The following is a 26,328-nucleotide window of genomic DNA, read 5'->3' on the forward strand; positions in this document are numbered from 1 at the left end:
ATTGTGTGGGTAAAAATGATAAAGCCGGGCGGACCCCGGCTTTGCTTTCGATATGAGGCGCGATCAGGCGATGATGTCAGGAATGACCTGATCTTCCATTTCCTGAAGCTTGTCCTTGATCGCGAGTTTTTTCTTCTTCATGCGCTGGACGCGCAACTGGTCGCAGCCGACGGCTATCATCGCATTGATCGCCGCATCGAAATCCGCGTGCTCCTGTTTCAGACGTGCGACGGCCAACCTGATCTCGGCCTGTTCCTGATCGGACATGCGAACCCCATTCTGTTGAATAGTTTTACGGGCTGCGCCGAACCTCGTTCAAGGCGCTGCGCAAGCCCGTTTCGGGCGAAGCCCTTATCACATTTTTCGCGATAGGAAAATGCTACCACGACAAATTCGACTTTGCACCAAACTCATGCCAAACTGTCATGGTTCTGTCATGGATGGCGGCTGTCGAAGGCGACAAATCAAAACCGCATGCATGGCAGCCGGGACTGCGTGTTGGCCCGGATAAACAGGAGGTGTGCCGGGCGTTCATGCAGTTAAGCAGATGGAACAACAGCACCTGCCGCAATGGTTGATCTGGGGTCGGTCTGGCTGTTCCGTTATCGTGTGGAAATCAACCAAAGGAGAACTGATGATGGCTATCGAGTCCCATCTTGCCACGCTTGAAAAGAAGCACGGCGCTCTGGAGCAGGAAATTTCCGATGCTTTGGCGTCACCGGCAATGGATGATCTTCACGTTGCGTCTCTCAAGCGCAAGAAGCTTATGCTGAAGGACCAGATAGAGAAGCTTAGATCTCAGGTAACGCGTCACTGACGCAAACCCAAGGGGCATGGACAGGGAAGCCGCAAAGGCGCTTCAAGCCATTTCATATCGGACGTGGAACAGGTCGGCTTAAGCCGGGTGTTGCTGCGGCCTGATATAGCGATAAGCATCTCGGCCAGAACGGTCGAATGGCGGCAGCGCCTTTGAGAGCGCATCTTGAAAACTGAAAAGCGGTTTTCAGAAAAGACGCGCGTTAAAATAAACGGTTAGAGCGCCGATGTGATGAAATCAGATCGAACCTCGCTCTCACGGCTGCACCTTGCCCGACCTGAGTTTAATATTGGCGGCTGTGCCACAGCCGCCGAACATTTTGATTCATGTTTTTTCTATCGGCGCGGTTTCAGCGCTATCCCGCTTCTTTCAATAGACGATCAGATCAGCTTTCCGTTTCGGCTCTCGGATCGAGGTTCATCGCTTCCGGTGTCGCACCACGTTCAGATGGCATGCTCTTGAACTGATCCTTCTCTTCCTTGGGCACAGCGGCGCGTTGGCGCGAGCGGAACAGCGCGTAGCCGGTAATCGAAATATGCGCCAGCATGGTTATGGCAAAGAGCCCGGACGGCCAGAATATATCCATGGCCGCAGCGGCCAGAAGCGGGCCGAGCATGGTGCCGAAACCGTAGAGCAACAGCAGGCCGCTGGAGACTTTCACAAAGCTTTCCGCCGTTGCATGGTCGTTGGCGTGCGCCACGGCGACCGGATAGAGCGCATAGGCAAGCGCGCCGTAGCAGCCCGTCATGACGATGATGACCGAGCCGTTCGACGGCCCGATGATGAATGCGACGAGGCCGACGAGGGCTGCCAGTGCGGCAACGCCCGCAAGTACAAAACGGCGATCCACCAGATCGGAAATGCGCCCGATAGGGATCTGCATCAATGCGCCTGCCGCAATGGTCACGCTGACCATGAGGGCGATTTCTGTGGTCGATATGCCGGATTTTGCGCCGAAGACAGCGCCAAGCGTGCCCCATGCGCCATTGGCGATGCCGATCAATATGCAGCCGACGAAGGCAGCGGGCGAGTTGCGGTAGAGCGCCTTTAGGTCGAGTTGCACTTCGGTCAGCGGTCTTGGGCTGACGGCTGTTGAAATGGCCGTTGGAATGAGCGCCAGACAGAAAAGAATGCCGCAAATCATGAACAGATGGTCGGAGCGCACGTCGCCGCCCGCGACCAGCATCTGGCCGGTCATGGTGGCCCCGTAATTGACCATCATATAGAGGCCGAAAATCTTGCCGCGCGATTCGTTGGTGGCGCGCTCATTCAGCCAGCTTTCAATGACCATGAAGGCGCCGGCCATCGAAAAGCCGGTAAAGGCGCGCAGGATCACCCATATGGTCGCATCGACGAATATGCCGGAGAGAAGTGCGATGACCGCCGCCGATGCGGCAAAGCAGCCGAAGGCGCGCACATGCCCGACACGGCGCACAAGGCGCGGAGCGAAAAGACAGCCCGCTACGAAACCGCCTGCCCAGGTGGTGCCCAGCATACCGAGCGAGGTGACCGAGAAACCTTCGGCACCGCCGCGCAGGGGCAAAAGCAACCCATGCAAACCCGATGCCATCAGGAGAAAGGCTGTTCCACAGAGAAGGGACAGGACCTGAATGTAAACGCGCACAACGACATTCCTATGTGATTGCCCCGCATTGATGCCGGGGATTTATGGAAGCCGCTGGCGTGGCTTCCACTGGCATTTTCAGCGAAACAAAGCTTCTGCCGCGGCTCGACTGTCGCCTTTCTTCAGTCTCTGGGTTTTCAGACGCTCGATTTCCGATTGCAACAAGACAATGCGCTGATCGATCTCCGCGACTGAAAGCAGCGACAATTCATCTTCGCTGAGCACAGCGCTATCGCGTGGTTTTATCGCATCTTCTTCGAAACCGCTCATGGCCTTCCTCCGTGGTCAATGATGCCATAGTTACCGAGAAAAGATTTAACACCTTGAATCTTCGCATATACATTTGGGAAAATCGATTACGATTTCTCTAACGGAATTGCGTGTGGCCAGGATCGAACCCAGATCAGACCTTTTGTGAGGTATTTCTGCGACGGTGCGAAACTGTGTATGACGCATGCGCTTCCGGCTGCGTTCGAACAGGAGTTTTGATGATGATGGCCGATTTACCTTCACGGATGACTGCAATCGAGATTTCCGAACCGGGTGGCGCGCATATGCTGCGCCCCGTGCAGCGGTCCATGCCGGAGCCGGGGGAGGGACAGGTGCTGGTGCGTGTGCGGGCTGCGGGCGTCAATCGGCCCGACGTGCTGCAAAGGCAGGGAAATTATGCGCCGCCGACGGGTGCATCCGATATTCCGGGTTTGGAAATCGCAGGCGATATCGTGGCGGTTGGTGCGGGCGTGCAGCGCTTCAAGAAGGGCGATCAGGTCGTGGCGCTGCTGCCCGGCGGCGGCTATGCCGAATATGCTGTGGTGCATGAAACCAATGCGCTGCCGCTGCCCTCGGGCTATGGCTATATCGAGGCTGCGGCCATCCCTGAGACTTTTTTCACCGTCTGGCACAATGTTTTTCAACGTGGGGGCCTGAAGGAAGGCGAGACCCTGCTGATCCATGGCGGTTCGTCGGGTATCGGCACGACTGCTATCCAATTGGGCAAGGCGTTCGGAGCGACGGTGATCGTGACCGCCGGGTCCAAGGGTAAATGCGATGCCTGCGTGAAGCTCGGCGCCGATCACGCGATCAATTATCGTGACGAGGATTTCGTTACTGCCGTGAAGGAGCTGACTGGCGGGAAGGGTGCCGATGTCATTCTCGACATGGTGGGTGGCGATTATGTCGACCGCAATTATAAGGTTGCCGCCGAAGATGGCCGCATTGTGCAGATCGCGTTTTTGAACGGCGCCAAGGCCACCGCCAATTTCGCGCTGCTGATGACCAAGCGTCTGACCCATACCGGATCGACCCTGCGCGCCCGCCCGGTTGAATTCAAGGCAGATCTCGCACGCGAGCTGGAGGCAAAAGTCTGGCCGCTTCTGGCCGAGCGCCGTGTCGCGCCGGTCATGGATATGATCTTTTCCCTGAAGGATGCCTGGCGTGCCCATGAGCGCATGGAAGAGGGGCGGCATATCGGCAAGATCGTGCTCGATATCGCCTGAGAGTTTCGGCTCCTCATAGCCGCAATCGAGAAATCACGCACAGATTGTTGTGCGGGCTTCAGCGCATTCTTGCCCTGCTGCCAAAAAACCTATATATAGGCCGTGATTTCCCGGAAATTGTGGTTTTTTCCACGTCCCGCGCCACCGGAGCGGACGAACAGAAGGATTATATCTAATGGCCACTCAGCTTCTTATGCCGAAGGCAACGGCCGTCTGGCTTGTCGATAATACGGCTCTGTCGTTTGACCAGATTGCAGCTTTCTGCAAGCTGCATCCGCTGGAAGTGAAGGCGATTGCCGATGGCGAAGCCTCTCAGGGTATCAAGGGTCTCGATCCGGTCATTACAGGACAGCTTTCGCGCGAGGAAATCGCGAAGGGCGAAAAAGACCAGTATTACCGTCTGAAGCTTGCTGACCCGAAGGTTCGCGTTCCTGAAGCCAAGCGCAAGGGCCCGCGCTATACGCCGCTGTCAAAGCGTCAGGACCGTCCGAACGCGATTCTCTGGCTGGTGCGCAATCATCCCGAGCTGAAGGATGCGCAGATTTCGCGCCTGATCGGCACGACCAAGTCGACCATCGAACAGATTCGCAATCGTTCGCACTGGAACTCGGCCAATCTGACGGCGATGGATCCGGTCACGCTCGGCCTTTGCTCGCAGATCGATCTCGACATCGAAGTCGAACGCGCAGCGCGCAACCGTCCGGCTGCACCGGAATCCGACAGCACGCTGCTGCCAGCTTCGGCAACAGAAAACTTCGATTATCGCGACGAACCACCTGCGGAAGAAGAACTCGACGCGGACAAGGTTTTCGCGAAGCTTTCGTCCCTCAAGGGCACGAACACCGACGAAGACGAAGAATAATCGTCAGGCATCCGCCTCTCGATATCTGTCAGTTGGCGCCCGGCTTTATGCCGGGCGTTTTCGTTCAGGCCGCCTTGTGTTCGGTTTTGTCCACGGGTGTTGCGTCTATCCAGCGCTCCAGAACCTGAACATAGCGGCTTGCCGCGCTTTCGAGCGCATCCGGTGCCAGTTTGTCTGCTGCATAGACGAAGAACGGCTCTGCCCATTCCAGCCCGCACCGATTGGCTGTGGCACGCAACGGGGCCATAAGATCATTCATTGGAAACAGGTTGCGTCCGCCGGGCGTATAAGCCTCGGGCACGTTGCCAGCGGTCGCGGCGATCATGATGGGCGTTCCTTCCAGCGCCCGGCCTTCCTGTTCATAAGTCACGTAAAACATGCGGGTCAGCACGGCATCCTGCCAGGCTTTTAAAAGCGGCGGCGTTGAATACCACTGGAGCGGAAATTGCAGCACGATGCGATCCGCCGCGAGAAGGCGTTGCGCTTCACGCTCGCCATCTTTGTAAAAGTCGATCCCGGTGGGATAGGCAGTCTGCATATCGACAATGTCCACATCCGGCAGTTGGGCGGCTGCACCTGCCAGCGTGGCATTGGCTTTTGATTGCGACAAATCGGGATGAAAAAGCAAAATCAAAGTTCTGGACATCATCTGTTCCTTCCAACGGCTCCTGATGTTGGAAGGATGATGAAATCGATGCATTAATTATTCCAATCTATTATTTATATATGTTATTATTGATTTCATGAATTTAAGGGCGATAGATCTCAATCTTCTGGTCATTCTGGATGCACTTCTCGACGAGGCGCATGTCAGTCGCGCGGCGGATCGTCTGCATCTGACACAGCCAGCCGTATCCAACGCCTTGCAACGCTGTCGAGCCGTCTTCGCCGATGAGTTGCTCGAACGCGGGCGCGGTTCGATGCGGCGCACGGCGCGCGCCGAAGCCTTGCGCGCGCCGTTGAAGACCTTGCTTTCCGATGTCATGGCGCTGGTCGACCCCCCGCATGTGCCATTGGCTTCGCTCCGACAGACAATCAAAATCTGCATGGCCGATTATCCGGCCATCTTTGTGATCAAGCCGTTGTTGCAGGTCCTTGCTGCGGATGCGCCGGGCATCGATATCGTGGTGCAGCCGTGGCATGGCGCGGCGGCCGCAAAAGAAGCGCTGGTGAGCGGCGCAAGTGACCTTGCACTATCGGTGTTTCCAGATGCGGACGACGATCTTCAGCGCAAGCATCTGCTGGACGAGACGTACCGTGTCGTCATGCGCCGTGATCATCCAGCGGCCAGAGGGTTTACGCTCGATCACTGGCTAGCTTATCCGCACATACTGGTGTCGGGACGCGGCGACACCAACAGCCCGGCAGACAAGATTCTCGCTGAAAAGGGTTTGAAGCGGCGCATCGGTCTCGTGGTGCCCAATTTTGGCATGGTGCCGGATCTGCTGAAAAGCACGGATATGATCGCCATGCTGCCTTCGCATTGCGTTCTGGATGCGGATAGCGACCTTGTTGCCTTCCCGCCGCCTATCACAGTCAGCGGCTTTCCGTTGCATATTGCCTGGCACAAGCGCCGACAGGAGGATCAGGCGCTTCGATATATCGTGGCACAACTCAGTGCGATTCTGACGGAGCAATGAAGAAAAAACTCCGTCGAATGCAGAACATTCGACGGAGCAGAGGCTGCAGTCTTCTTGGGTGATTTCAATCCTTGAATGCGTTGTACTCGCTCATTTCCATCAGGCGGTAGAAATCGGCCAGCGTTTTGCCGCGCTCGGCGCGAAACCGGCGGCCCGCTTCGCTTGCTTCGACAATACGGTCGGTGCGGAAGGTGCGGAACGCATTGCGCAACTCGCACCAGCCGATGACGGTCCACACCTTGCCCCAGAACCACAGGCCGAGCGGGCGAATGTCGCGTTCGCTCTCGCGCGCTTCGAGGTCGCGGTAGCGGATATTGAGCACACTGCTTTCATCCACGGCGCGCTCGACAGCATCGATGATGCGGCGCTCGTCAATGCTGATTCTGGCAGTAGGGGCGTGGATCTGCGTGCCGGTGATCCGCGCACGTTCTTCCTTGGGCAGAACGGCTTCGATCTTGACCAGCGCTTCCTCGGCGCCGCGCGCCATGGATACGCCACCCCAGGCGCGGATGAGGCGCGCTCCTGCCACCAGCGCGACGATTTCATCCCGCGTGAACATCAGGGGCGGCAGCTCGAAACCCTGCCGCAATATATAGCCGACACCGGCCTCGCCATCGATCGGAACGCCGGTTGATTGCAGGTCGGATATGTCGCGATAGATCGTTCGTTCGGAGACTTCCAGCCGTTCGGCAAGCTGGCGCGCGGTGACAAGCCTGCCACCGCGCAGGTGCTGAACGATCTGGAAAAGACGGTCTGCTCTGCGCATTCCGGGTTCACTCTCCGTTGCAATATTTTGTCTTGCGCTGTTCCAGATAGCGATCCGGCCAGCCCAAATCCTTGCGCAGATCTTTCGGTAAACCGTCCAGTGCCCGCTGGGTGCGGACAAAACGGCGGCGCTCATCATGCTTGCGCCGGTATTCCTTCAAGATTGCGATCAGCGGTGCGATTGCGAGTGCCATAGTTCATCTCCCTCATCCTTAGGGAAACACTATCGCACACCCCTCCTGACAGCTTTCTGTCAGGAGCAAAGCGATATTATTATGTCGCTAATATATGCCCACTGCAACAAGGGCGCGGGGTTTGCTTATGGTTTGAAGGGCGGTTCAGCCAGATAGCTGAGCGGCAGGCGACCGCCATCGGCATAGATCGTCTGGCCGGTGATGTAGCTTGCGTCCCGCGATGCGAGGAAGGAAGCGATGGACGCGATTTCCGCCGGATCGCCAATGCGGCCAAGTGGCGTTCGCGACAGGATCGTCTTTCGCGCCTCGGCGTCCGCATTCACTGCTGACAGCATATCGGTCTGGATCGAGCCGGGGCCGATGGCGTTGACGCGAATGCCCCATTTCGCCAGCGCCACGGCCATGGTGCGTGTCAGCTGGCTGAGCCCGCCCTTGGAGACGGAATAGGCAAGCTGGTCCGGCAGTCCGAAAATCGCGTTGATCGATGACATATTGATAATCGTGCCCGCTTCGCCGCCAGCTTCCACACGCGCGACCATGCGTTTGGCGACGGCCTGCCCGCATAGAAATGCGCCCTTCAGATTGACGCGCATGACGCGGTCGAAATCCTCTTCCTTGAGGTCGAGAAAATCCGCCTTATGGACGATACCAGCATTGTTGACGAGAATATCAATCTCGCCAAGATTGGTGACGGTATAGGTCATCAGATTATGGATATCGAGCTTGTCGCCGACATCCGCCGCCATGGCGCGCGCATCGCCGAATTGTTCGAGGTCTTTGACCGCCTGCAAGGTGGCCGTGTTGTCGATATCCGACAGAACGACGCTGGCGCCGTCCATGAGGAAGCGTTTTGCGATGGCATAGCCAATACCGCGGGCAGCGCCGGTGACGATGGCTACCTTGCCTTCAAGCTGCATGGTCTGTTCTCCGTTTCGCGCGGAGAGTGGACCGGCGAAAACCGCCGGTCAATAGTTTGGCTGATGCCGCTATAAAGCTCAGGCGAAGGCCATTCCGATATGGCGCTCCCGCAATAGAGTGCTGATTTCATCGAGAACCGCCGGGTCTTCGATAGTGGCGGGCATTTTCCATGTCTCACCATCGGCGATCTTCTGGATGGTTGAGCGCAGGATTTTGCCCGAGCGGGTCTTGGGCAGGCGCTTCACGGTCAGGGCCAGCCGGAAGGCGGCGACCGGGCCGATGGCGTCGCGAACCATGGCCACGCATTCCTTTTCGACTTCGTGCGGATCGCGGTCGATATTGGATTTCAGCACCAGAAAACCGCAAGGCGCTTGCCCCTTTACGGGATCGGAAATGCCCAGCACCGCGCATTCCGCCACATCGGGATGACCGGAAAGGACCTCTTCCATCGCGCCGGTGGACAGGCGATGGCCCGCGACATTGATGATGTCGTCGGTCCGGCTCATGATATAGAGATAGCCATCACTATCCATATATCCGGCATCGGCGGTTTTATAATAGCCGGGGAACTCCGAGAGATAGGCTTTCCTGAAGCGTTCATCGGCATTCCACAGCGTCGGCAGGCAGCCGGGCGGCAGTGGCAGCTTGATCAGGATATTGCCTAGCTGGCCGCGTTCGACCTCATGGCCTTCATCATCCAGCACGCGGATATCGTAGCCCGGAAGGCAGACCGCAGGCGATCCGTATTTCGTTTCCAGAAGGCCGAGACCAAGCGGATTGGCTACCATCGGCCAGCCGCTTTCGGTCTGCCACCAATGGTCAAGCACCGGGCGTCCGATCAGGTTCTCCGCCCAGTGGATTGTGTCCGGATCGGCGCGTTCGCCTGCCAGAAACAGCGCACGGAATTTCGACAGGTCATAGTTGCGGACAAAATTCCCGTCGGCATCTTCCTTCTTGATGGCGCGCAGCGCCGTCGGCGCGGTGAACATCACCTCCACGCCATGTTCGGCGATGATGCGCCAATAGGTGCCCGCATCCGGCGTGCCAATGGGCTTGCCTTCGAACAGGATCGTCGTGGCCCCTGCCAGCAGCGGCGCATAGACGATATAGGAGTGGCCGACCACCCAGCCGACATCGGAGGCCGCCCAGAAGACCTGTCCCGGCTCCACGCCGAAGACGTGTTTGAGCGACCAGGCAAGCGCCACCATGTGCCCGCCATTGTCGCGCACCACGCCCTTTGGCTCGCCGGTGGTGCCGGATGTATAGAGCACATAAAGCGGATCGGTCGCGGCGACTGGCGTGCAGGGCACGTGTCGGCCCCGCGCGGCGTCCACAGCAGCCGTGTAATCGATGTCGCGCCCTTCAACCGGGGTATGGGCATGCTGCTCGCGCTGCAGAATGATGCAATGGCCGACCTTGTGGTGGGCGGATGCAATGGCTTTGTCGAGCATGTCCTGATAGGGCACCACGCGCGTCGGCTCGATGCCGCAGGAACCGGCAATGATCATCACCGGCTTGGCATCGTCGATGCGCGTTGCAAGTTCATTGGCGGCGAAACCGCCGAAAACGACGGAATGCACAGCGCCTATGCGCGCCGATGCAAGCATGGCAACTGCCGCTTCCGGCACCATCGGCATATAGATCAGAACGCGGTCGCCCTTCTTCACGCCATGGTCGAGCATGACGGCGGAGAGCGCCTTCACTTCCTCCAGCAATTCACTATAGGTGAATTTGCGCACCTTGCCGGTGACCGGGCTTTCATAGATCAGCGCCAGTTGATTGCCGCGCCCATTGGCGACATGGCGGTCGAGCGCATTGTAACAGGTGTTGCATTCCGCACCGGTGAACCAGCGACCATAGACGCCTTCGTCGCCTGCAAAAACCTGATCCCAGGGCTTGAACCAGTCGATCGCCTCTGCGGCTTCCGCCCAGAACCGTTCAGGATCGGCCTGCCATACGGCATAGGTTTCGGCATATTTCGAAGTCATGCTGTTTCCTCCCAGAAACACGCACCGCGCACCGCCCGCATGACGGACGTTCCAAGGTGCGATTTTTCATCTGATGTCAGCGCGAGCGCGGCCTCCTCAGACCGGCCTCCTCCCGGATTTCTCCGTGCGCTTTCATCTCCTCCATCCTTAATTTACGCCGAGCCGTGAAGCTTCGTCCATGGGACTTAAGATGAAGATTGGAATAGAACAAGAAGACTTGCAGCTCGCAAGCGCCTGCGTCACAAGGAGGGGAGAGGTGTCGCCCGTGACCAAAGTTTTGCCTGTGCTGCTTGTCCTGCTGATGGGAATGCACATCATCAAACCGCTCGGCCTGCCGGGATTGAAGCGGCGCGGCGATTTCTGGAAAATTGCCGTCATCGCCATATTCGTCATGGCGCTGGCTGTCGGCTTTCATTTCCACGAATCATGAAAAAGCCCGGCCCAAACCGGGCTTATCCTTTCTATCGCTGCCCTGAAAAAAATCAGGCTGCCTGTTCTAGTTCTTTTTTCCAGCCGCCGGTTGCGGCAAGGCCGTTCATGCGGGCGCGGTGGGTGAAGGCACGCTGACCGGCAGCGACGTTCTCCGGCTTGCCACCCCACGCTTCGAGGGCTGCCGCCTGCAAGGCGCGTCCGTAAGAAAATGTCATTTTCCACGGCATGTCGTAAGCTTCATTCATGGCCGAGAGATGCGCTGTCGCCTCTTCGCCCGTCTGACCGCCGGACAGGAAGGCGATGCCCGGAACTGCGGCGGGAACGGTATTGAGGAAGCAACGCACGGTCTTTTCAGCCACTTCCTCGACCGACGCCTTGCGCCCATTCTTGCCATCGAGAACCATGTTCGGCTTCAGGATCATGCCTTCCAGCTTGACGCGGGCGTCATAAAGCTCGGCAAAAACCGTCTTTAGAACCAGCTCGGTCACTTCATAGCAGCGGTCGATGCTGTGATCGCCCGGCTTGCCATCCATCAGGACTTCCGGCTCGACAATTGGCACAATTCCAGCTTCCTGACAAAGTGCAGCATAGCGCGCCAGCGCCTGTGCATTCTGCCTGACCGCGCCCAATGTCGGCAAAGCGTCGGAAATTGATATGACGCCGCGCCATTTGGCAAAACGCGCCCCCAGGCCGTGATATTCGTTCAGGCGTTCGCGCAGGCCATCCAGACCTTCGGTGATAGTCTCCCCGGGGAAACCAGCCAGAGGCTTCGCGCCCGCATCGACCTTGATGCCCGGAATCGAACCCGCATTGCGGATGATGTCGTTGAGCGGCGTGCCGTCCTTGGCTTTCTGGTGGATGGTCTCATCGTAAAGAATGACGCCGGAAATATAGTTCTTCATCGCGTCGTCGGCGCGGAACAGCATCTCGCGGTAATCGCGGCGCGTCTCTTCCGTGGATGCCAGATTGATGGAATCGAAGCGCTTCTTGATGGTTCCGGAGCTCTCGTCAGCAGCCAGAATGCCCTTTCCAGAAGCGACCAGGGCAATCGCAATATCTTCAAGACGTTCGGTCATTCGTAAGCTCCTCTTCAGAACCGGCCGACTGGAGTTCGCCTCGGTCGGCATCGGAAATTGATGACTTATCGCCGATGGCAGAAGTGTCCGGTAAAAAGATGGCATGCGCAACTGATTGAAACGATTGAAAATTTTTTAAACGATTTAGACTGGACATGTTTTCTTGTCGCCAGTCGAACGAGGCCGGTTCAAGGTTTTTACGGTGAGGGGTTTCATCTGGGCGACAAGACCCCATGTAACGATAACCTGCCGTTCTCATCGCCCAACGCCTCCGAGGAGAAGACATGCGCGCCGCTCATCTTAGCCTGTTATTTGCTCTCGCCGCATCGGTTACATCTATTCCGATGCAATCCGCCTGGTCCGCCAGCATCAATGCGGGCGACCGCGAAACCAAGGCCGAAGCGCCATTCACCGTCACAAGTGTTGCGGAGTTCAACACGCCGTGGGCAATTGCGTTCCTGCCCGATGGCCGTCTGGTCGTGACGGAAAAACCCGGAGAGATTTTCATTGTCACCGAGGTGGGCAAAAAGACGGAAGTGGCGGGCGTGCCCAAGGTTGCCTTTGGCGGGCAGAACGGTTTGCTCGACATAGAGCCCGCGCCGGATTTCGCGAAAAGCAAGGCGCTTTATTTCACCTATAACGAACCTGCGGACGGCGGCAGCAGCGTGGTGCTGGCGCGGGCCAGACTGGCAGAGAGCGGCGACAACGCCACGCTTGAAGACCTGACCACGCTGTGGAAGCAGGATGTGGTCGCCAAGGGCGGTCAGCCGGGCGGAAAGATCGCCTTCGCACCGGACGGCAAGCATTTGTTTCTCACGGTCGGGGACCGTATGCAGCCTGCCACAGCGCAGGATGATAAGGCCCCGATGGGCAAAATTCTCCGCATGAATCTGGACGGGTCCGTGCCGCAAGATAATCCCAATGCGGGGGAGGGCGGCATTCGCGGCCTGACCTGGACGACCGGTCACCGCAATCCTTATGGGCTGGCCTTCGCGCCCGATGGCACGCTGTGGGAACACGAGATGGGGCCGCGCGGCGGCGACGAGTTCAATCTGATCAAACCCGGCCTCAATTATGGCTGGCCGGTGGTTTCCAATGGCGACAATTACAGCGGCAGGCCGATCCCGCGCCACAGCACGCGCCCGGAATTCGAAGCGCCGCGGGTCTACTGGAATCCGGTGATTTCGCCGGGCGGTCTGACCTTCTACAAGGGTAATTTGTTCAAGGCGTGGGACGGTTCCGCCCTGATCGCCGGTCTTTCTTCGATGGCGCTGGTGCGTGTCGCTTTCGACAGCAAGGGCCAGCCGGACGAAGCCGAGCGCTTCGATATGGGCAATCGCATCCGCGACGTGGCCGTTGGTCCAGACGGCGCGATCTGGCTGATCGAGGATGATGATCCCGGACGCCTATTAAAACTGACGCCGAAATCTTGAACTGAAAAAGGCCCCGTTTCCGGAGCCTTTGATTTGTTCTTCCGCATTGTCCTGCGCATCGAAGCGGGATCAGAAATCAGTCCAGTGGACTGATTTCCCCGCGTAGGCGCTTCGCACTTTTGCTGGAAATGCTTTATTTCTTCAACACATCGACGCCCGGAAGCGGCTTGCCTTCCATCCATTCGAGGAAAGCGCCGCCTGCGGTCGAGATATAGGTGAAGTCGTCGGCCACACCGGCATGGTTCAGCGCCGCGACCGTATCACCGCCGCCGCCCACCGAAACGAGCTTGCCAGCCTTGGTGCGGGCGGCGACATGCTTCGCGGTCTTGACCGTTGCCGTGTCGAACGGGCGCAGTTCGAATGCGCCGAGCGGGCCGTTCCAGACCAGCGTTGCCGCATCGTCGATGGCCGAGGCGATCAGATCGGTGGACAACGCACCTGCGTCGAGGATCATGCCATCGCTTGGCACAGCGTCAACGCCATAGGTCTTGTTCGGCGTATCGGCGGCAAAGTGCCAGCCCACAACCGCATCGACCGGCAGGATGATGGCGCATTTGGTGGTTTCGGCCTTGGCCATGATTTCACGCGCCGTATGGGCGAGGTCATGTTCGCAAAGCGACTTGCCGACATCGTGGCCCTGTGCCGCGAGGAACGTATTGGCCATGCCGCCACCGATCACCAGCGCATCGACTTTTTCGATAAGGTTCGAAAGAAGGTCGAGCTTGGTCGAGACCTTGGCGCCGCCGACAATGGCGACAACCGGACGGGCCGGATTACCGAGGCCCTTTTCCAGCGCTTCCAACTCGGCCTGCATGGCGCGACCGGCAAAAGCAGGCAGGACATGGGCCAGACCTTCGGTCGAGGCATGGGCGCGGTGGGCAGCCGAAAACGCGTCATTGACGTAGAGATCGCCATTGGCGGCCAGCGCCTTGACGAATTCTGGATCGTTCTTTTCCTCGCCCTTGTGGAAACGGGTGTTTTCCAGAAGCAGAACGTCACCGTCCTTCAGCGCATCGACAGCGGCCTTGGCCTTGTCACCGATGCTGTCTTCCGCGAAATGGACGCCCCGACCAGAAATATGGGGCCCGAGCACCTTGGCGAGCGGCTTCACGACATGCTTCAGCGAATTTTCGTCGGAGGCAACGCCTTTCGGGCGACCGAAATGGGCGAGCAGAATGACCTTTGCGCCCTTCTTCGACAGTTCGGCAATCGTTGGAACGATGCGCTCGATGCGGGTGAGGTCGGTCACCTGTCCGTCGGCCATTGGCACGTTGAGGTCAACGCGGACCAGAACGCGTTTGGATTTGACGTCGGCGTCGTCGAGAGTGCGGAAACCCATAAGTTTTCTCCCTGGCTTGTTCCGGCGCGTGGTGAAGCCTTATCGCTCTGACAGTTTGGCTTAACCAGGCAGACGCTGGAACAGGGTTGGATAATCGGTAACAAGCCCGTCTTCATCGACGGGTAGATCGGCGGTGAAAGAGCGGTCCGCCGCCGCGTAACGATAGAGCCTGCCTTCTTCCAGACAGCGGTAACGCTGGCTGTCGCGGAGGGGCTGAAAACTGTCGAACGGCACATAAAGCATGTCCAGCTGAACGGTGCCGCTTTCCGGTGTCAGGCCAAGCCTGCGTATTGGCAGTGTGTTGGTGAAGGGCGTTCCTGCCAGATCGATGTCGATGCAGCCGTCGAATTCCGGCAAAGGCTCGCCAGTCATCGACTGCCAATGGCCCTCGCCATCGGAGGAGAATTCCAGCTTCTGGCCGGATGCGGTCTCGATAAGGAAATGAAGAACGCGCCAGGTGCTGTCGCAGTCGATGCTGTAGCGGACACCGTAAGCATCGCCGCCGCGATTGCCGATCACCACGCTTTCGGCATGAATATTGCGGCCCGCGGGCGCAAGATTCAAATGTTCGAGCCCTTCTCCTTCCAGCGGACGCCAGCGGGCGACAGTGGGGAGAAGGGCGCGAAACATAGTCAGGCCACGGGGCTTAGATCAGCTTGCCGAGAGCGACGGCGGTGTCGCCCATACGGTTGGAGAAGCCCCATTCATTGTCGTACCACGACAGGATACGAACCATGGTGCCGTCCATGACCTTGGTCTGATCCATGTGGAAGACCGAGGAATGCGGATCGTGGTTGAAGTCGTGCGAGACAAGCGGCTCGTCCGTGTAGCCGAGGATGCCCTTCAGGCGGCCATTGGCGGCTGCGCGGATCGCGTCGTTGATTTCCTGCACGGTGGTCGAACGCTTGGCAATGAAGGTCAGGTCAACGACCGAGACATTCGGGGTCGGGACGCGGATAGCGACGCCGTCCAGCTTGCCCTTCAGTTCCGGCAGCACGAGACCAACAGCCTTTGCGGCACCCGTCGAGGTCGGGATCATGGAGAGCGCTGCCGCGCGGGCGCGGTAGAGATCCTTGTGCATGGTGTCCAGCGTCGGCTGGTCGCCCGTATAGGAGTGGATCGTGGTCATGAAGCCCTTTTCGATGCCGATGGCATCGTTGAGGACCTGTGCCACCGGCGCAAGGCAGTTGGTGGTGCACGACGCGTTGGAGATGACCTGATGCTCTTTGGTGAGCTTGTCGTGGTTGACGCCATAAACGACCGTCAGGTCAGCGCCGTCGGCAGGAGCCGAAACGATGACGCGCTTAGCGCCAGCTTCCAGATGCATTGCCGCCTTGTCACGCGCGGTGAAAATGCCGGTGCATTCCAGCGCGATGTCGACGCCTTCTTCCTTCCACGGCAGTTCGGCCGGGTTGCGAACGGCGTGCACCTTGATCGGACCATAGCCGACGTCGATGCTGTCGCCAGCGACCTTCACTTCCTTGGGGAAACGGCCGTGGACGCTGTCATAGCGCAGAAGATGCGCATTGGTTTCCACCGGGCCGAGATCGTTGATCGCGACGACCTGAATGTCGGTGCGGCCCGATTCCACGATGGCGCGGAGAACATTGCGGCCAATGCGGCCAAAACCGTTGATTGCGACGCGAACTGCCATTTTCTGTAAATCTCCCGATAGGATACTGCACTTGCAGTGCTTCATAATTCAGACGGTGCCGGGCATTCGGATAAATCCCGCGCGGCACTGACCGGAAACTTAAACGCCGGCGTTTTTGAGACGCCGGCGTTTAAAAAATCATGCTGCGGCGTTGAGCTTCTTTTCCGCGGCTGCAACGGCGTGTTCTGCCGTGATGCCGAAGTGCTTGTAGAGATCGTTGATCTCACCCGAAGCGCCGAAGCCCTTCATGCCGATGAATATGCCGTCTTCGCCGATGAAGCGCTCCCAGCCGAGCGAGATTGCCGCTTCGATGGCGACCTTGACCGGCGCATTGCCGATGGTTGCCTGCTTGTAGGCGTCGCTCTGGCCTTCGAACAGTTCGAAGCACGGCACCGAGACCACGCGTGTGGCAATACCCTTGCCTTCGAGAAGGTCGCGGGCCTTGAGCGCGATTTCCACTTCCGAGCCCGTGGCGAAGATCGTCACCTTGGCGTCGTCGCTGGCGGTCGCCAGTTCGTAAGCGCCGTAAGCGGAGAGGTTTTCTTCGCGATGCTCGGTGCGCACGACCGGCAGGTTCTGACGGGTCAGGGCCAGCGTCGACGGGGTTTTGGTCGACTGCAGGGCGATCTGCCAGCATTCCGCCGTTTCCACAGCGTCAGCCGGACGGAAGACATTGTGGTTCGGAATGGCGCGCAGTGCTGCCAGATGTTCGACCGGCTGGTGGGTCGGGCCGTCTTCACCCAGACCGATGGAATCATGCGTCATGACATAGATGACGCGGATGCCCATCAGCGACGACAGACGCATGGCCGGACGCGCATAATCCGAGAAGGTCAGGAAGGTGCCGGAATAAGGGATCAGGCCGCCATGCAGCGTGATACCGTTCATGGCTGCCGACATGCCGAGTTCGCGGATGCCGTAATGGACATAACGGCCGCCGTAGTTTTCCGGCGTCACTGCCTTGGTCTGGCTGGTCTTGGTGTTGTTCGAACCGGTGAGATCGGCAGAGCCGCCAATGGTTTCCGGTACGACGCCGTTGATGACTTCCAGCGCCATTTCCGAAGACTTGCGGGTGGCGACCTTCGGCTTTTCAGCAGAAAGCTTCTTCTTGTATTCGACGATGGCCGCATCGAAACCGGCAGGCAGATCGCCACGCATGCGGCGTTCGAATTCTGCGCGGGTTTCCGCGTCGGCAGCGGCGAAGCGCTTTTCCCATTCCTGGCGCTTCTTGGCGGCGTTGAGGCCAGCCACGCGCCAAGCGTCCAGAACTTCAGCCGGAACGACGAAAGGTTCTGCCGACCAGCCGAGCGCCTTGCGGGTGGCTGCGATTTCTTCCGCGCCGAGCGGCGAGCCATGCACCTTGTTGGTGCCGGCCTTGTTCGGTGCGCCAAAACCAATGGTCGTCTTGCAGGCGATCAGGGTCGGCTTGTCGGAAACCTTGGCCAGTTCGATGGCCTTGGCGATGGCTTCCTGATCGTGACCGTCAACAGCCAAGGTGTTCCAGCCGGAAGCAGCGAAACGGGCTGGCTGGTTGGTGTTGTCGGCCATCGAGATCGGGCCGTCGATGGAAATGTTGTTGTCGTCCCAGAAGGCGATCAGCTTGTTGAGCTTCAGGTGACCGGCCAGCGAGATGGCTTCCTGGCTGATGCCTTCCATGAGGCAGCCGTCGCCGACAAGCACATAGGTGTAGTGGTTGACGAGGCTGTCGCCGAACTGTGCGTTCAGGATGCGTTCGGAGAGCGCCATGCCAACGGCATTGGCAATGCCCTGGCCGAGCGGGCCGGTCGTCGTTTCGATGCCGGCAGCATGGCCGTATTCCGGGTGACCGGCGGTACGCGAGCCGAGCTGGCGGAAATTCTTGATTTCATCGATGGTGATGTCTTCGTAGCCCGAAAGATAGAGCAGCGAATAAAGCAGCATCGAGCCGTGACCGGCTGACAGCACGAAACGGTCGCGATCCGGCCAATGCGGGTTCTGCGGGTCGTGCGAAAGGAAACGGGTATAAAGCGTCGTCGCTATGTCAGCTGCGCCCATCGGCAGGCCGGGGTGGCCGGAATTGGCTTTCTCAACCGCGTCCATCGAGAGGAAGCGAATTGCGTTGGCCAACTGATTTTGTTTGTCGGAATTGCTCATGGTCTCAGCCGTCTTTCCATGGGAGGGTTTAACGGGGTTGCGGCGATGCCTTTTGGCTGAGCACGAATGGCGCCGAAAACCGTCCTCCGTTTTTCGGGTCCGTACTCCAGAAGGCACCGGGACACATAGCACCTGCGCATGAGGAGTCAATAAATGCGTGGCTTTTGGGCAATAAACTGTCTGCGACTAATCGATTGAGTTCTGTGGAAAGCAGCCCGACAATCGCTCAAAAGCCATTTTTGCACCGATTAACGGTGCATGAAAGCTCATATGGACACCTCATTTGTTGCTTATCCGGCGGTCGATTATTACAATCTTTTCAAAGAGGCCTGTCCGGCAGACGCGATTCGATGCCGTTGAATGGCATCAGAAAGGACATGGATGGCACCCGAAGCGACCCTCAGGCAAGTTTTGGAACGGCTGGAAAAAGCACTCAACACGCTCGAAGGCGCGGTTGATCTGCGGCTGGACAAGGAAGGCGATTTCGCCGAAGCCGAGGAAGAGGTGCAGCGCATGAATGCTGACCGCAGCCGTCTCGCTCAGGAACTCGACCAGTCCGAAGCCCGTGCAGAGCGGCTTGAAGCTGCCAACCGCGAAGTGTCGCGGCGCCTTGTCACGGCGATGGAAACCATCCGCGCCGTTCTGGATCGATAGGAGGCTATCATAGCGACCGTTACCGTAACCATCGATGGCAAGGCTTATCGCATGGCGTGCGATGAGGGGCAGGAAGAGCACCTCAGCGGACTTGCCGACCGTTTCGATCAATATGTCACGCATCTCAAATCGTCGTTCGGAGAGATCGGCGATTTGCGCCTGACCGTCATGGCCGGAATCATGGTGATGGACGAGATGGCCGAGATGCAGAAGCGCATCAATGGTCTGGAAAGCGAAGTCGAGACGCTGCGCCGCGCGCGTGATGAAGCGCTCGGGCGCGCCGACAGCAACGATGCGGCGCTAACCGGCATACTGTCGGATGTCGCGTCGCGTCTGGAACAGGTGGCGTCCCGCATTGCGCCACGCGCCAGTTCATAAGCTAAGCGCTTTCTGAATTTTCTGAAAAGATTTCGCGGTGAAAGCCTCGCAGCCTCTGGCGCAGCCCGTTGCGAGCGACTATATTCATCAGCGGCGTACTGCGCTTCCCGACAGGTGTAACAGCATCCCCGGGGCCTTATTGATCTCTAAGGGAACTGTCCCTGTGAAGGCTTGCGGGCTTTCGCATATGGTGCCCACCTACTTTGTAGGTTCCCGGGATCAATCACTACCATCGGTTGTCGTGGTCGCCGCTTTCCTTTCATCTTGCAATGCGTATGAAAATCCAGTCCTCAAGACTTGATCTGTGCTACGCATTGCCCGTAAACATGCGATAAACCTTAATTATTCGCATGTTCTGATGGAATCTCCCCAAGTTGCACCGCCCCAAAAGCCGCGCCCATTTGAAAGACTGTCGGTCGCCGTGCCGGTGGCTTTCGCCTATGGCCTGATTTTATACATGCTGATCTGGTCCGGTGTGGCTGACGATGAGATGCCGTTCTTTGCCGGTCTCATGCTGCTGCCGATGGCGGTGGCGAGCCTCGCATCCAGTCTGGCCGACCCGCGTGCCGAAAAAGACCTGTGGCGGCATGTCCGCATGGGCTGGGCCATCATCGGCGGGCTGGTCGTTGTCAGCATGGTGCTGTTCCACGAAGCGGGCATCTGCGTGGTGATGGCTGCGCCCTTCTTCGTGGTGTTCTCGACACTCGGCTCGACATTGACGCTGTGGATCATCCGCAAGCTCCGCTCGCGCCGTTCGACAATGCTGGTGGTCGCCCTGCCGCTGGCCGTCTTTCCGGCAGAGCTTCAGTTTTCCTATGCCCCGCATGACGGGTCGGTGACGACGGTGATCGATATTGCCGCACCGCCGGAAGTGGTGTGGAAGCAGACCGTCGAAATCCGCAATGTGCGCGCCGATGAACTGTCCTGGACATTCAGCCATGGTATTGTGGGCGTGCCGCAGCCGGTCGATGCGCGCATCGAAGGGGAGGGCGTGGGCGCCGTGCGCCAGTTGCAATGGACGCGCGGGGTGACTTTTCAGGAGATCGTGACGCAGTGGGAGGAAAACCGCCTGCTGGCCTGGGATTTCCGCTTCGGGCCGGGCTCCATTCCCGCTGCCGTCGAAGCCCATATCAAGGTGAACAGCAGCTATCTTCAACTGGCCAATGGCGACTACCGGCTGGAGCCTCTGCCCGATGGCCGCACCCGCCTGACGCTGACCACGCATTATCGCATCGCGACGCCGATCGACTTCTATTGCGACCTGTGGGGCAAGGTGTTTCTCAACGATTTTCATGGCGTCGTGCTGAAGGTGATCCGTGACCGGTCGGAGCGGATTGCCGACGCTGTCTGATCCATCACTTGACGGATCGTCTCATTGCGGTTCCACTGTTACAGTCGGATTATGCAAATGGAGAGGTTTTGGGGGATGGCAGCAGCGGCTCCGGATGGCAGTCAGGAAAAACAGGCGCTCAGGCGTGCCGTGCTTGCCCGCCGCGATGCGCTGGACCCCCGTTACCAGTATGAAGCCTCGCTCGCAGCTGCGAAACACGGCGAAGAGGCGCTGGTCATTCCCAAGGGAACGCTCGTGGCGGGCTATTGGCCGATCCGCTCTGAAATTGATCCGCGTCCGCTTCTGTCCGTCCTGCGCGGCAAGGGCGCAAGGCTCTGCCTGCCGGTGGTGCTGGACAAGGAAACCATTGCCTTCCGTGAATTTCTGCCCGATGCGCAGCTTGTGCAGACAGGGTTCGGCACGATGGGTCCCGATGCACGAGCGCCGCTCGTGGACCCGACCATCATGCTGATGCCGCTTGCCGGTTTCGACCGGCGCGGGCATCGTCTCGGCTATGGTGCGGGACATTATGATCGCGCGCTGGCACGGTTTGCCCAACGCGGTTTGCAGCCCTTGCTGATCGGCATGGCCTATGACTGTCAGCAAGTGGAGCATGTGCCCGACGAGCCGCACGATATCGCGCTCAACCAGATACTGACGGAGAGCGGCTTGCGTTCGCTGGGCGCAGGCTTATAAGGCTCATCTCATGAGATTGCTTTTTCTTGGTGACATGGTGGGCCGGTCGGGGCGCACGGCAGTTTATGAAAAGCTGCCGGGGCTGATTTCCGATCTGAAGCTGGACTTCGTGATCGTCAACGGCGAGAACGCCGCGGGCGGTTTTGGCATTACCGAAGAGATTTTTCATGAAACGATCCGCGCTGGCGCGGATGTCGTGACCACCGGCAATCACGTTTGGGATCAGCGCGAGGCGCTCGATTTCTCCAAGCGCGAGGATCGCTTCCTGCGCCCGGCCAATTTTCCGAAAGGAACGGCAGGCAAGGGCGAGGGACTTTACATCGCCAGGAACGGCGCTCGCGTGCTCGTGTCCAATGTCATGGGGCGCGTCTTCATGCATCCCGATCTGGATGATCCGTTTATCGCGGCGGAGAAGATCCTTGAAGCCTGTCCGCTGGGCGAGCAGGCCGATGCCGTGTTCTTCGATTTCCATGCGGAAGCAACCAGCGAAAAGCAGTGCTTCGGCCATTTCGTCGATGGCCGTGCGAGTGCTGTCGTCGGCACGCACACGCATGTGCCGACCGCCGATTGCCAGATCTTGCGCAATGGCACGGCCTATATGTCGGATGCGGGCATGTGCGGCGATTACGATTCGTCGCTTGGTATGGACAAGGAAGAGCCGCTCAACCGCTTTCTGTCCAAGGTGCCGAAGGGGCGTTTTGAAGCAGCCAATGGTCCGGCGACCATTTGCGGTGTCGGTATTGAAATCTCCGACCGCACCGGCCTTGCCGAAAAGGCAGCACCTTTGCGCATCGGCGCGCGTCTGGAAGAAACTATCCCGGAATTCTGGCGCTAGCCTACAATCGCAAAAGAATCGCGCATCTTGCCGGAGGCCGTTCTGACCGGACGGTGGCCGATCCATTGCACATGACGGGCGAGAATGGCGGCGGCGTGGTCGATGTCGTTCTTGCGCAGGGCATCGAGAATCGCCCGGTGATCGTGATCGGTGCGTGCTTCCCACTCCGACCGCCAGGTCGCAAACAGAAACCGCGCGCTGGCCGCATGCAGATCGTCAATGGCGGCAAGCAGGCGTGGCATCCGGCATGGTTCCAGAATGAGCCGGTGAAAGCGCCGGTTGGCGTCTTCCCAGCTTCGCACGTCCCGTGATTTGTCGCCGTCGAGCGTGGCGCGTTCGGCAGCATCAAGCGTGGCGCGGGTGATGTGCGCCGCCGCATGCCGTAAAGCCAGCACTTCGAGCGCGGCGCGCATTTCCGCCACTTCGCGAATCTCGCCAATGTCGAAGGAGGCGACGCGCACACCCCGGCGCGGCTCCGAAACGGCCAGCCCCTGCGCTTCCAGCCGCCGAAACGCCTCACGCACCGGCACATGGCTGGTCTGGAACTCTTCGGCGATGTGATCCTGCCGCAATTTGGTGCCCGGCTCGATTTCCCCTTCGATGATACGGTCAGCCAGAACCCGGCTGATACGGGCAGCGATGGTCTCGTTCGGGGCCTTCGGGGATGGGTCTTGCGGGCGTTGATTCATGATTTTATCGATAAGCTGCTTTGTCGCCCGGGTCGAGCCTTATTGAATTTTTTGACAGGTGAGGGCCTCGATCCGCGCTTTTGCTGGACGAATGAGGCTCAATTCCTTATAACGCCGCCATTCTGCACGGAAAGCATTGTGGCCGGACTTGCGGCCCCGCTTGTGTGATACTCTCTGCGTGAGATTGTCTGTTCATGCGTAACGCTTTTCCGTGCGTGACGATTAGAACAGAACAGGGGTGCCATGGCTGGCCATTCACAGTTTAAGAACATCATGCACCGCAAGGGCCGTCAGGACGCCGTGCGGTCGAAAATGTTTTCCAAGCTCGGACGCGAGATTACCGTCGCCGCCAAGCAGGGTCTGCCTGACCCGACGATGAATCCGCGCCTGCGTCTGGCGATTCAGAACGCCAAAGCGCAGTCGATGCCGAAAGATAACATTGAGCGCGCCATCAAGAAGGCCGCCGGCAATGACGGCGAAAACTATGATGAAGTGCGCTATGAGGGCCGCGGCCCCGGTGGCGTTTCGGTTATCGTTGAAGCGCTGACCGACAATCGCAACCGCACCGCGTCCAACGTCCGCGCAGCCTTCACCAAGTCTGGTGGCGCGCTGGGCGAAACCGGTTCGGTTTCCTTCATGTTCGATCGCGTTGGCGAAATCGTCTACAAGTCCTCTGTCGGCGATGCCGACAAGGTCATGGAAGCGGCTATCGAAGCTGGCGCCGAGGATGTGCAATCCGGCGAAGAAGAACACGTCATCATCTGCGCATTCGAAGATATCGGCGAAGTGTCGAAGGCGCTTGAAGCCGCTCTTGGCGAGGCCGAATCGATCAAGACGATCTGGAAGCCACAGACCAATACCGAGCTGGACGAAGAAAAGGCCCGCTCCGTTCTCAAGCTTCTCAACACGCTGGAAGACGATGACGACGTGCAGAACGTCTACACCAACTTCGAAGTCAGCGACGAAGTGATGGAAAAGCTCAGCGCCTGATTATAGCCGCTCATGCACTATCGAAGCTCCCGGTCAAAACACAAGTTTGTCCGGGAGTTTTTTATTGCCTGCTTCTGGCAAAGTGCAGGCAATAAAAAACCCCGCCGAAGCGGGGTTTTCCGAATAAGTAACCTGGTATTAGATGCCGAGGTTGCCGAAACGGTTCTTGAACTTCGTAACGCGACCGCCGCGATCAAGCAGGGTCTGCGAACCGCCAGTCCAGGCCGGATGGGTGGTCGGGTCGATATCGAGGTTCATCGTATCGCCTTCTTTGCCCCAGGTCGAACGGGTCTGGTATTCGGTGCCATCGGTCATCACGACCTTGATGGTGTGGTAGTCGGGATGGATATTGGCTTTCATCTTCTCAATCCTGATAGTCTGGCCTGAAAGTCTGGAAGAAAAGCGCAGCCTGAATGTCAAAACTGCGGCACTTTCGCCCAATGGCATTTACGAAGACCCATCACCCGCAGGTGACGGCTTCCAAAAGGGTTGCCGAGCCTATACATCAGGCGCACGGCAATAACAAGGGCACAATCTCAAGAATGGCCGATCATAATAATCCAACTGGTGTGAATCTGGAATCGAATGCAGACGAGGCGCGCAAGCGCCGCTCCCTCAAGCCTCTGCGGCGCATGGTTCCGTTCGTCGCCCGCTATAAGCTGCTGGTTATCGGCGCTCTCTTTTCGCTGGTTCTGGCCGCCGTCACGACGCTCGCAGTGCCCGTCGCACTGCGCCGCATGATCGATCACGGCTTCACCGGCGCCAACGCCATTTTCGTAAACAATTATTTCGGGATGCTGGTGCTGCTGGCGCTGGTTCTGGCGGTTGCGTCGGGGCTGCGCTACTTCTTTGTGATCTCTCTGGGTGAGCGGGTTGTGGCTGATTTGCGCAATGCGGTCTTCGCGCATGTGACGGCGCTTTCGCCGGAATTCTTCGACCGTTCACAGTCCGGCGAAATCGTGTCGCGGCTTTCCGCCGATACGACACAGATCAAATCGGTGGTGGGTGCCACCGCGTCGGTCGCGCTGCGCAATGTCATTTTGGGCGTCGGCGCACTGGCCATGATGGTTGTCACCAGCCCGAAACTCTCCGTGCTGGTGATTGCAGCCATTCCGGTGATCGTCGTGCCGCTGATCGCTTTCGGGCGCTCCGTGCGCCGCCGTTCGCGTCTAACGCAGGATATGCTCGCCAATGCCAATGCCTATGCCAGCGAGCAGATTGGCGCGATGCGCACCTTGCAGGCCTTCACCAATGAAAACATGGTGGTCGGGCGGTTTGCCCGCGCCGTGGAAAACGCCTACCAGGCGGCGCGCTCGTCCATCAAGGCGCGGGCGGTGCTGACGGCCTTCGCCATCTTTCTGATTTTTTCCAGCGTGGTTGCGGTGCTGTGGTTCGGCTCGCGCGATGTTTTGTCCGGCACAATGTCGCCGGGCACACTCGGTCAGTTCGTGCTCTATGCGGTTTTCGCGGCCAGCGCCTTCGGCGCCCTGTCGGAAGTCGGCGGTGAACTGGCGCAGGCGGCCGGTGCAACAGAGCGTCTGGCTGAAATTCTGGATGAAGACCCGGACATTTCCGCGCCTCGCAACCCGGTCGCATTGCCGGAGCCGGCGCGTGGTGAGATCGTCTTCGATGACGTTTATTTCTCCTATCCGACGCGACCTGATGCGCCATCGCTCAACGGCGTGAGCTTTGCGGTCCGGCCAGGCGAAACCGTCGCCATCGTCGGCCCGTCCGGTGCGGGGAAGAGCACGGTGTTTTCGCTGGTGATGCGCTATTACGATCCGCAGTCCGGCAAGGTGCTGATGGATGGCGTTGCCTTGCCGGAGGCCGATCCAGCAGCCGTGCGCGGGCGCGTGGCCATGGTCCCGCAGGATGTGGCGATCTTTGCGACCTCTATCCGGGACAATATCGGCTTCGGCAGGCCGGGTGCGAGCGATGCGGAAATCGAAGCTGCGGCCAGGGCTGCACTGGCGCATGATTTCATCATGGCGCTCGCCCATGGCTACGACACGGAAGTCGGTGAGCGCGGCGTAACATTGTCTGGCGGACAGCGCCAGCGCATTGCCATTGCTCGCGCCATCCTGCGCGCCGCGCCTGTCCTGTTGCTGGACGAAGCCACCTCGGCGCTCGATGCAGAAAGTGAAATGCTGGTGCAGAAGGCGCTGGATGGTCTCATGCAAGGCCGCACGACGCTGGTGGTCGCGCACCGTCTTGCAACGGTGCTGAAGGCGGACCGCATTCTTGTGCTCGATAAAGGCCGGATCGTCGAAGAAGGCACCCATCAGAGCCTTGTGGAGCGCGGCGGCATCTATGCGCGTCTGGCCAAGCTGCAATTCGAAGCCGGGGCAGGGGTGTACTAAGCGGGGCTCGAAAGAAAGGGGCGTT

Annotated in this window: 29 protein-coding genes and 1 other RNA gene; 14 read left to right on the top strand and 16 right to left on the bottom strand. The window is 58.9% G+C overall.

Annotation, left to right across the window (positions count from 1 at the left end):
• Nucleotides 1–63: 63 nt before the first annotated feature.
• Nucleotides 64–267 (bottom strand): YdcH family protein, encoded by a 204-nt coding sequence (locus FIC94_RS15675; RefSeq protein WP_078339590.1) that lies wholly within the window; start codon nucleotides 265–267, stop codon nucleotides 64–66.
• Nucleotides 268–634: 367 nt separating this feature from the next.
• On the opposite strand from FIC94_RS15675, the gene FIC94_RS15680 reads away from it, so the two are divergent.
• Nucleotides 635–817, top strand: a complete 183-nt coding sequence (locus FIC94_RS15680) for a YdcH family protein (RefSeq protein WP_171058804.1) — start codon at nucleotides 635–637, stop codon at nucleotides 815–817.
• Nucleotides 818–1,202: 385 nt separating this feature from the next.
• Here FIC94_RS15680 and FIC94_RS15685 read toward each other — a convergent pair whose 3' ends face one another.
• Together FIC94_RS15685 and FIC94_RS15690 are read right to left on the bottom strand one after the other, a co-directional pair.
• Nucleotides 1,203–2,441, bottom strand: a complete 1,239-nt coding sequence (locus tag FIC94_RS15685) for an MFS transporter (RefSeq protein ID WP_109369774.1) — start codon at nucleotides 2,439–2,441, stop codon at nucleotides 1,203–1,205.
• Between the two features lie 78 nt (nucleotides 2,442–2,519).
• Nucleotides 2,520–2,711, bottom strand: coding sequence for a DUF1192 domain-containing protein (locus FIC94_RS15690; RefSeq protein ID WP_078339509.1), 192 nt, complete (start codon nucleotides 2,709–2,711; stop codon nucleotides 2,520–2,522).
• Nucleotides 2,712–2,932: 221 nt separating this feature from the next.
• On the opposite strand from FIC94_RS15690, the gene FIC94_RS15695 reads away from it, so the two are divergent.
• Nucleotides 2,933–3,937 (top strand): NAD(P)H-quinone oxidoreductase, encoded by a 1,005-nt coding sequence (locus FIC94_RS15695; RefSeq protein WP_140025550.1) that lies wholly within the window; start codon nucleotides 2,933–2,935, stop codon nucleotides 3,935–3,937.
• Between the two features lie 175 nt (nucleotides 3,938–4,112).
• The gene (locus FIC94_RS15700) at nucleotides 4,113–4,799 is read left to right on the top strand and encodes a DUF1013 domain-containing protein (RefSeq protein WP_121538587.1); all 687 of its coding nucleotides are present in this window, start codon (nucleotides 4,113–4,115) and stop codon (nucleotides 4,797–4,799) included.
• A 64-nt stretch (nucleotides 4,800–4,863) separates the two neighbouring features.
• On the opposite strand, the gene FIC94_RS15705 is transcribed toward FIC94_RS15700, so the two are convergent.
• Complete coding sequence (locus tag FIC94_RS15705) at nucleotides 4,864–5,448, bottom strand: NAD(P)H-dependent oxidoreductase (RefSeq protein WP_235892026.1); 585 nt, start codon at nucleotides 5,446–5,448, stop codon at nucleotides 4,864–4,866.
• Between the two features lie 94 nt (nucleotides 5,449–5,542).
• Between FIC94_RS15705 and FIC94_RS15710 the strand changes: the two genes are divergently transcribed.
• Nucleotides 5,543–6,439, top strand: coding sequence for a LysR family transcriptional regulator (locus FIC94_RS15710; RefSeq protein ID WP_140025487.1), 897 nt, complete (start codon nucleotides 5,543–5,545; stop codon nucleotides 6,437–6,439).
• A gap of 64 nt (nucleotides 6,440–6,503) precedes the next feature.
• On the opposite strand, the gene FIC94_RS15715 is transcribed toward FIC94_RS15710, so the two are convergent.
• The 4 genes from FIC94_RS15715 to FIC94_RS15730 all read right to left on the bottom strand — a co-directional run bounded on the left by FIC94_RS15715 (nucleotide 6,504) and on the right by FIC94_RS15730 (nucleotide 10,304).
• Nucleotides 6,504–7,205 (bottom strand): helix-turn-helix transcriptional regulator, encoded by a 702-nt coding sequence (locus FIC94_RS15715; RefSeq protein WP_078339507.1) that lies wholly within the window; start codon nucleotides 7,203–7,205, stop codon nucleotides 6,504–6,506.
• 7 nt (nucleotides 7,206–7,212) lie between these two features.
• On the bottom strand, nucleotides 7,213–7,398 hold the full coding sequence (locus FIC94_RS15720; RefSeq protein ID WP_109369772.1) for a hypothetical protein: 186 nt from the start codon (nucleotides 7,396–7,398) through the stop codon (nucleotides 7,213–7,215).
• Between the two features lie 125 nt (nucleotides 7,399–7,523).
• On the bottom strand, nucleotides 7,524–8,315 hold the full coding sequence (locus FIC94_RS15725; protein ID WP_140025488.1) for an SDR family NAD(P)-dependent oxidoreductase: 792 nt from the start codon (nucleotides 8,313–8,315) through the stop codon (nucleotides 7,524–7,526).
• Nucleotides 8,316–8,393: 78 nt separating this feature from the next.
• Nucleotides 8,394–10,304 (bottom strand): propionyl-CoA synthetase, encoded by a 1,911-nt coding sequence (locus FIC94_RS15730; protein WP_140025489.1) that lies wholly within the window; start codon nucleotides 10,302–10,304, stop codon nucleotides 8,394–8,396.
• A gap of 265 nt (nucleotides 10,305–10,569) precedes the next feature.
• Between FIC94_RS15730 and FIC94_RS22465 the strand changes: the two genes are divergently transcribed.
• Nucleotides 10,570–10,734 (top strand): hypothetical protein, encoded by a 165-nt coding sequence (locus tag FIC94_RS22465; protein ID WP_167836096.1) that lies wholly within the window; start codon nucleotides 10,570–10,572, stop codon nucleotides 10,732–10,734.
• Between the two features lie 52 nt (nucleotides 10,735–10,786).
• Here FIC94_RS22465 and FIC94_RS15735 read toward each other — a convergent pair whose 3' ends face one another.
• Together FIC94_RS15735 and FIC94_RS15740 are read right to left on the bottom strand one after the other, a co-directional pair.
• On the bottom strand, nucleotides 10,787–11,812 hold the full coding sequence (locus tag FIC94_RS15735; RefSeq protein WP_140025490.1) for a class I fructose-bisphosphate aldolase: 1,026 nt from the start codon (nucleotides 11,810–11,812) through the stop codon (nucleotides 10,787–10,789).
• On the bottom strand, nucleotides 11,796–12,071 hold the full coding sequence (locus FIC94_RS15740) for a hypothetical protein (RefSeq protein WP_124915885.1): 276 nt from the start codon (nucleotides 12,069–12,071) through the stop codon (nucleotides 11,796–11,798). The genes FIC94_RS15735 and FIC94_RS15740 overlap by 17 nt, the downstream gene beginning before the upstream one ends.
• 25 nt (nucleotides 12,072–12,096) lie before the next feature.
• On the opposite strand from FIC94_RS15740, the gene FIC94_RS15745 reads away from it, so the two are divergent.
• On the top strand, nucleotides 12,097–13,245 hold the full coding sequence (locus tag FIC94_RS15745; RefSeq protein WP_140025491.1) for a PQQ-dependent sugar dehydrogenase: 1,149 nt from the start codon (nucleotides 12,097–12,099) through the stop codon (nucleotides 13,243–13,245).
• A 133-nt stretch (nucleotides 13,246–13,378) separates the two neighbouring features.
• Here the strand turns inward: FIC94_RS15745 and FIC94_RS15750 are convergent, their stop codons facing one another.
• The 4 genes from FIC94_RS15750 to tkt form a co-directional block, all read right to left on the bottom strand.
• The gene (locus FIC94_RS15750; RefSeq protein ID WP_109369767.1) at nucleotides 13,379–14,584 is read right to left on the bottom strand and encodes a phosphoglycerate kinase; all 1,206 of its coding nucleotides are present in this window, start codon (nucleotides 14,582–14,584) and stop codon (nucleotides 13,379–13,381) included.
• Nucleotides 14,585–14,644: 60 nt separating this feature from the next.
• Nucleotides 14,645–15,214 (bottom strand): putative glycolipid-binding domain-containing protein, encoded by a 570-nt coding sequence (locus tag FIC94_RS15755; RefSeq protein ID WP_140025492.1) that lies wholly within the window; start codon nucleotides 15,212–15,214, stop codon nucleotides 14,645–14,647.
• Nucleotides 15,215–15,230: 16 nt separating this feature from the next.
• Nucleotides 15,231–16,238, bottom strand: a complete 1,008-nt coding sequence (gap, locus tag FIC94_RS15760; RefSeq protein WP_140025493.1) for a type I glyceraldehyde-3-phosphate dehydrogenase — start codon at nucleotides 16,236–16,238, stop codon at nucleotides 15,231–15,233.
• A gap of 138 nt (nucleotides 16,239–16,376) precedes the next feature.
• Nucleotides 16,377–18,371: a transketolase gene (gene tkt / locus FIC94_RS15765; RefSeq protein ID WP_140025494.1), complete on the bottom strand. Its 1,995-nt coding sequence runs from the start codon at nucleotides 18,369–18,371 to the stop codon at nucleotides 16,377–16,379.
• Between the two features lie 381 nt (nucleotides 18,372–18,752).
• Between tkt and FIC94_RS15770 the strand changes: the two genes are divergently transcribed.
• From FIC94_RS15770 to FIC94_RS15795, 6 genes are all read left to right on the top strand, one after another.
• Nucleotides 18,753–19,025 carry a DUF4164 domain-containing protein gene (locus FIC94_RS15770; RefSeq protein ID WP_109369763.1) on the top strand — a complete coding sequence of 91 codons (273 nt, stop codon included), beginning with the start codon at nucleotides 18,753–18,755 and terminating at the stop codon, nucleotides 19,023–19,025.
• A 9-nt stretch (nucleotides 19,026–19,034) separates the two neighbouring features.
• Nucleotides 19,035–19,403, top strand: coding sequence for a cell division protein ZapA (locus tag FIC94_RS15775; RefSeq protein WP_109369762.1), 369 nt, complete (start codon nucleotides 19,035–19,037; stop codon nucleotides 19,401–19,403).
• A gap of 92 nt (nucleotides 19,404–19,495) precedes the next feature.
• Nucleotides 19,496–19,654: non-coding RNA, 6S RNA (gene ssrS / locus FIC94_RS15780), on the top strand.
• A gap of 107 nt (nucleotides 19,655–19,761) precedes the next feature.
• Nucleotides 19,762–20,754: an SRPBCC family protein gene (locus tag FIC94_RS15785; protein WP_140025495.1), complete on the top strand. Its 993-nt coding sequence runs from the start codon at nucleotides 19,762–19,764 to the stop codon at nucleotides 20,752–20,754.
• Nucleotides 20,755–20,829: 75 nt separating this feature from the next.
• Nucleotides 20,830–21,429, top strand: coding sequence for a 5-formyltetrahydrofolate cyclo-ligase (locus FIC94_RS15790; RefSeq protein ID WP_140025496.1), 600 nt, complete (start codon nucleotides 20,830–20,832; stop codon nucleotides 21,427–21,429).
• A gap of 10 nt (nucleotides 21,430–21,439) precedes the next feature.
• Nucleotides 21,440–22,264 carry a TIGR00282 family metallophosphoesterase gene (locus tag FIC94_RS15795; RefSeq protein ID WP_109369759.1) on the top strand — a complete coding sequence of 275 codons (825 nt, stop codon included), beginning with the start codon at nucleotides 21,440–21,442 and terminating at the stop codon, nucleotides 22,262–22,264.
• On the opposite strand, the gene FIC94_RS15800 is transcribed toward FIC94_RS15795, so the two are convergent.
• Complete coding sequence (locus tag FIC94_RS15800; protein ID WP_140025497.1) at nucleotides 22,261–22,953, bottom strand: GntR family transcriptional regulator; 693 nt, start codon at nucleotides 22,951–22,953, stop codon at nucleotides 22,261–22,263. The genes FIC94_RS15795 and FIC94_RS15800 overlap by 4 nt on opposite strands.
• A gap of 243 nt (nucleotides 22,954–23,196) precedes the next feature.
• On the opposite strand from FIC94_RS15800, the gene FIC94_RS15805 reads away from it, so the two are divergent.
• Entirely contained in the window at nucleotides 23,197–23,943 is a 747-nt protein-coding gene (locus tag FIC94_RS15805) for a YebC/PmpR family DNA-binding transcriptional regulator (RefSeq protein ID WP_078339492.1), read from the top strand.
• A gap of 138 nt (nucleotides 23,944–24,081) precedes the next feature.
• Here FIC94_RS15805 and rpmE read toward each other — a convergent pair whose 3' ends face one another.
• On the bottom strand, nucleotides 24,082–24,303 hold the full coding sequence (gene rpmE, locus FIC94_RS15810) for a 50S ribosomal protein L31 (RefSeq protein WP_078339491.1): 222 nt from the start codon (nucleotides 24,301–24,303) through the stop codon (nucleotides 24,082–24,084).
• Nucleotides 24,304–24,383: 80 nt separating this feature from the next.
• Here rpmE and FIC94_RS15815 point away from each other — a divergent pair, with 80 nt between their 5' ends.
• Entirely contained in the window at nucleotides 24,384–26,303 is a 1,920-nt protein-coding gene (locus FIC94_RS15815) for an ABC transporter transmembrane domain-containing protein (RefSeq protein ID WP_140025498.1), read from the top strand.
• Nucleotides 26,304–26,328 lie beyond the last annotated feature (25 nt).

The organism is Ochrobactrum teleogrylli (assembly GCF_006376685.1).
Taxonomy (GTDB): Bacteria; Pseudomonadota; Alphaproteobacteria; order Rhizobiales; family Rhizobiaceae; genus Brucella; species Brucella teleogrylli.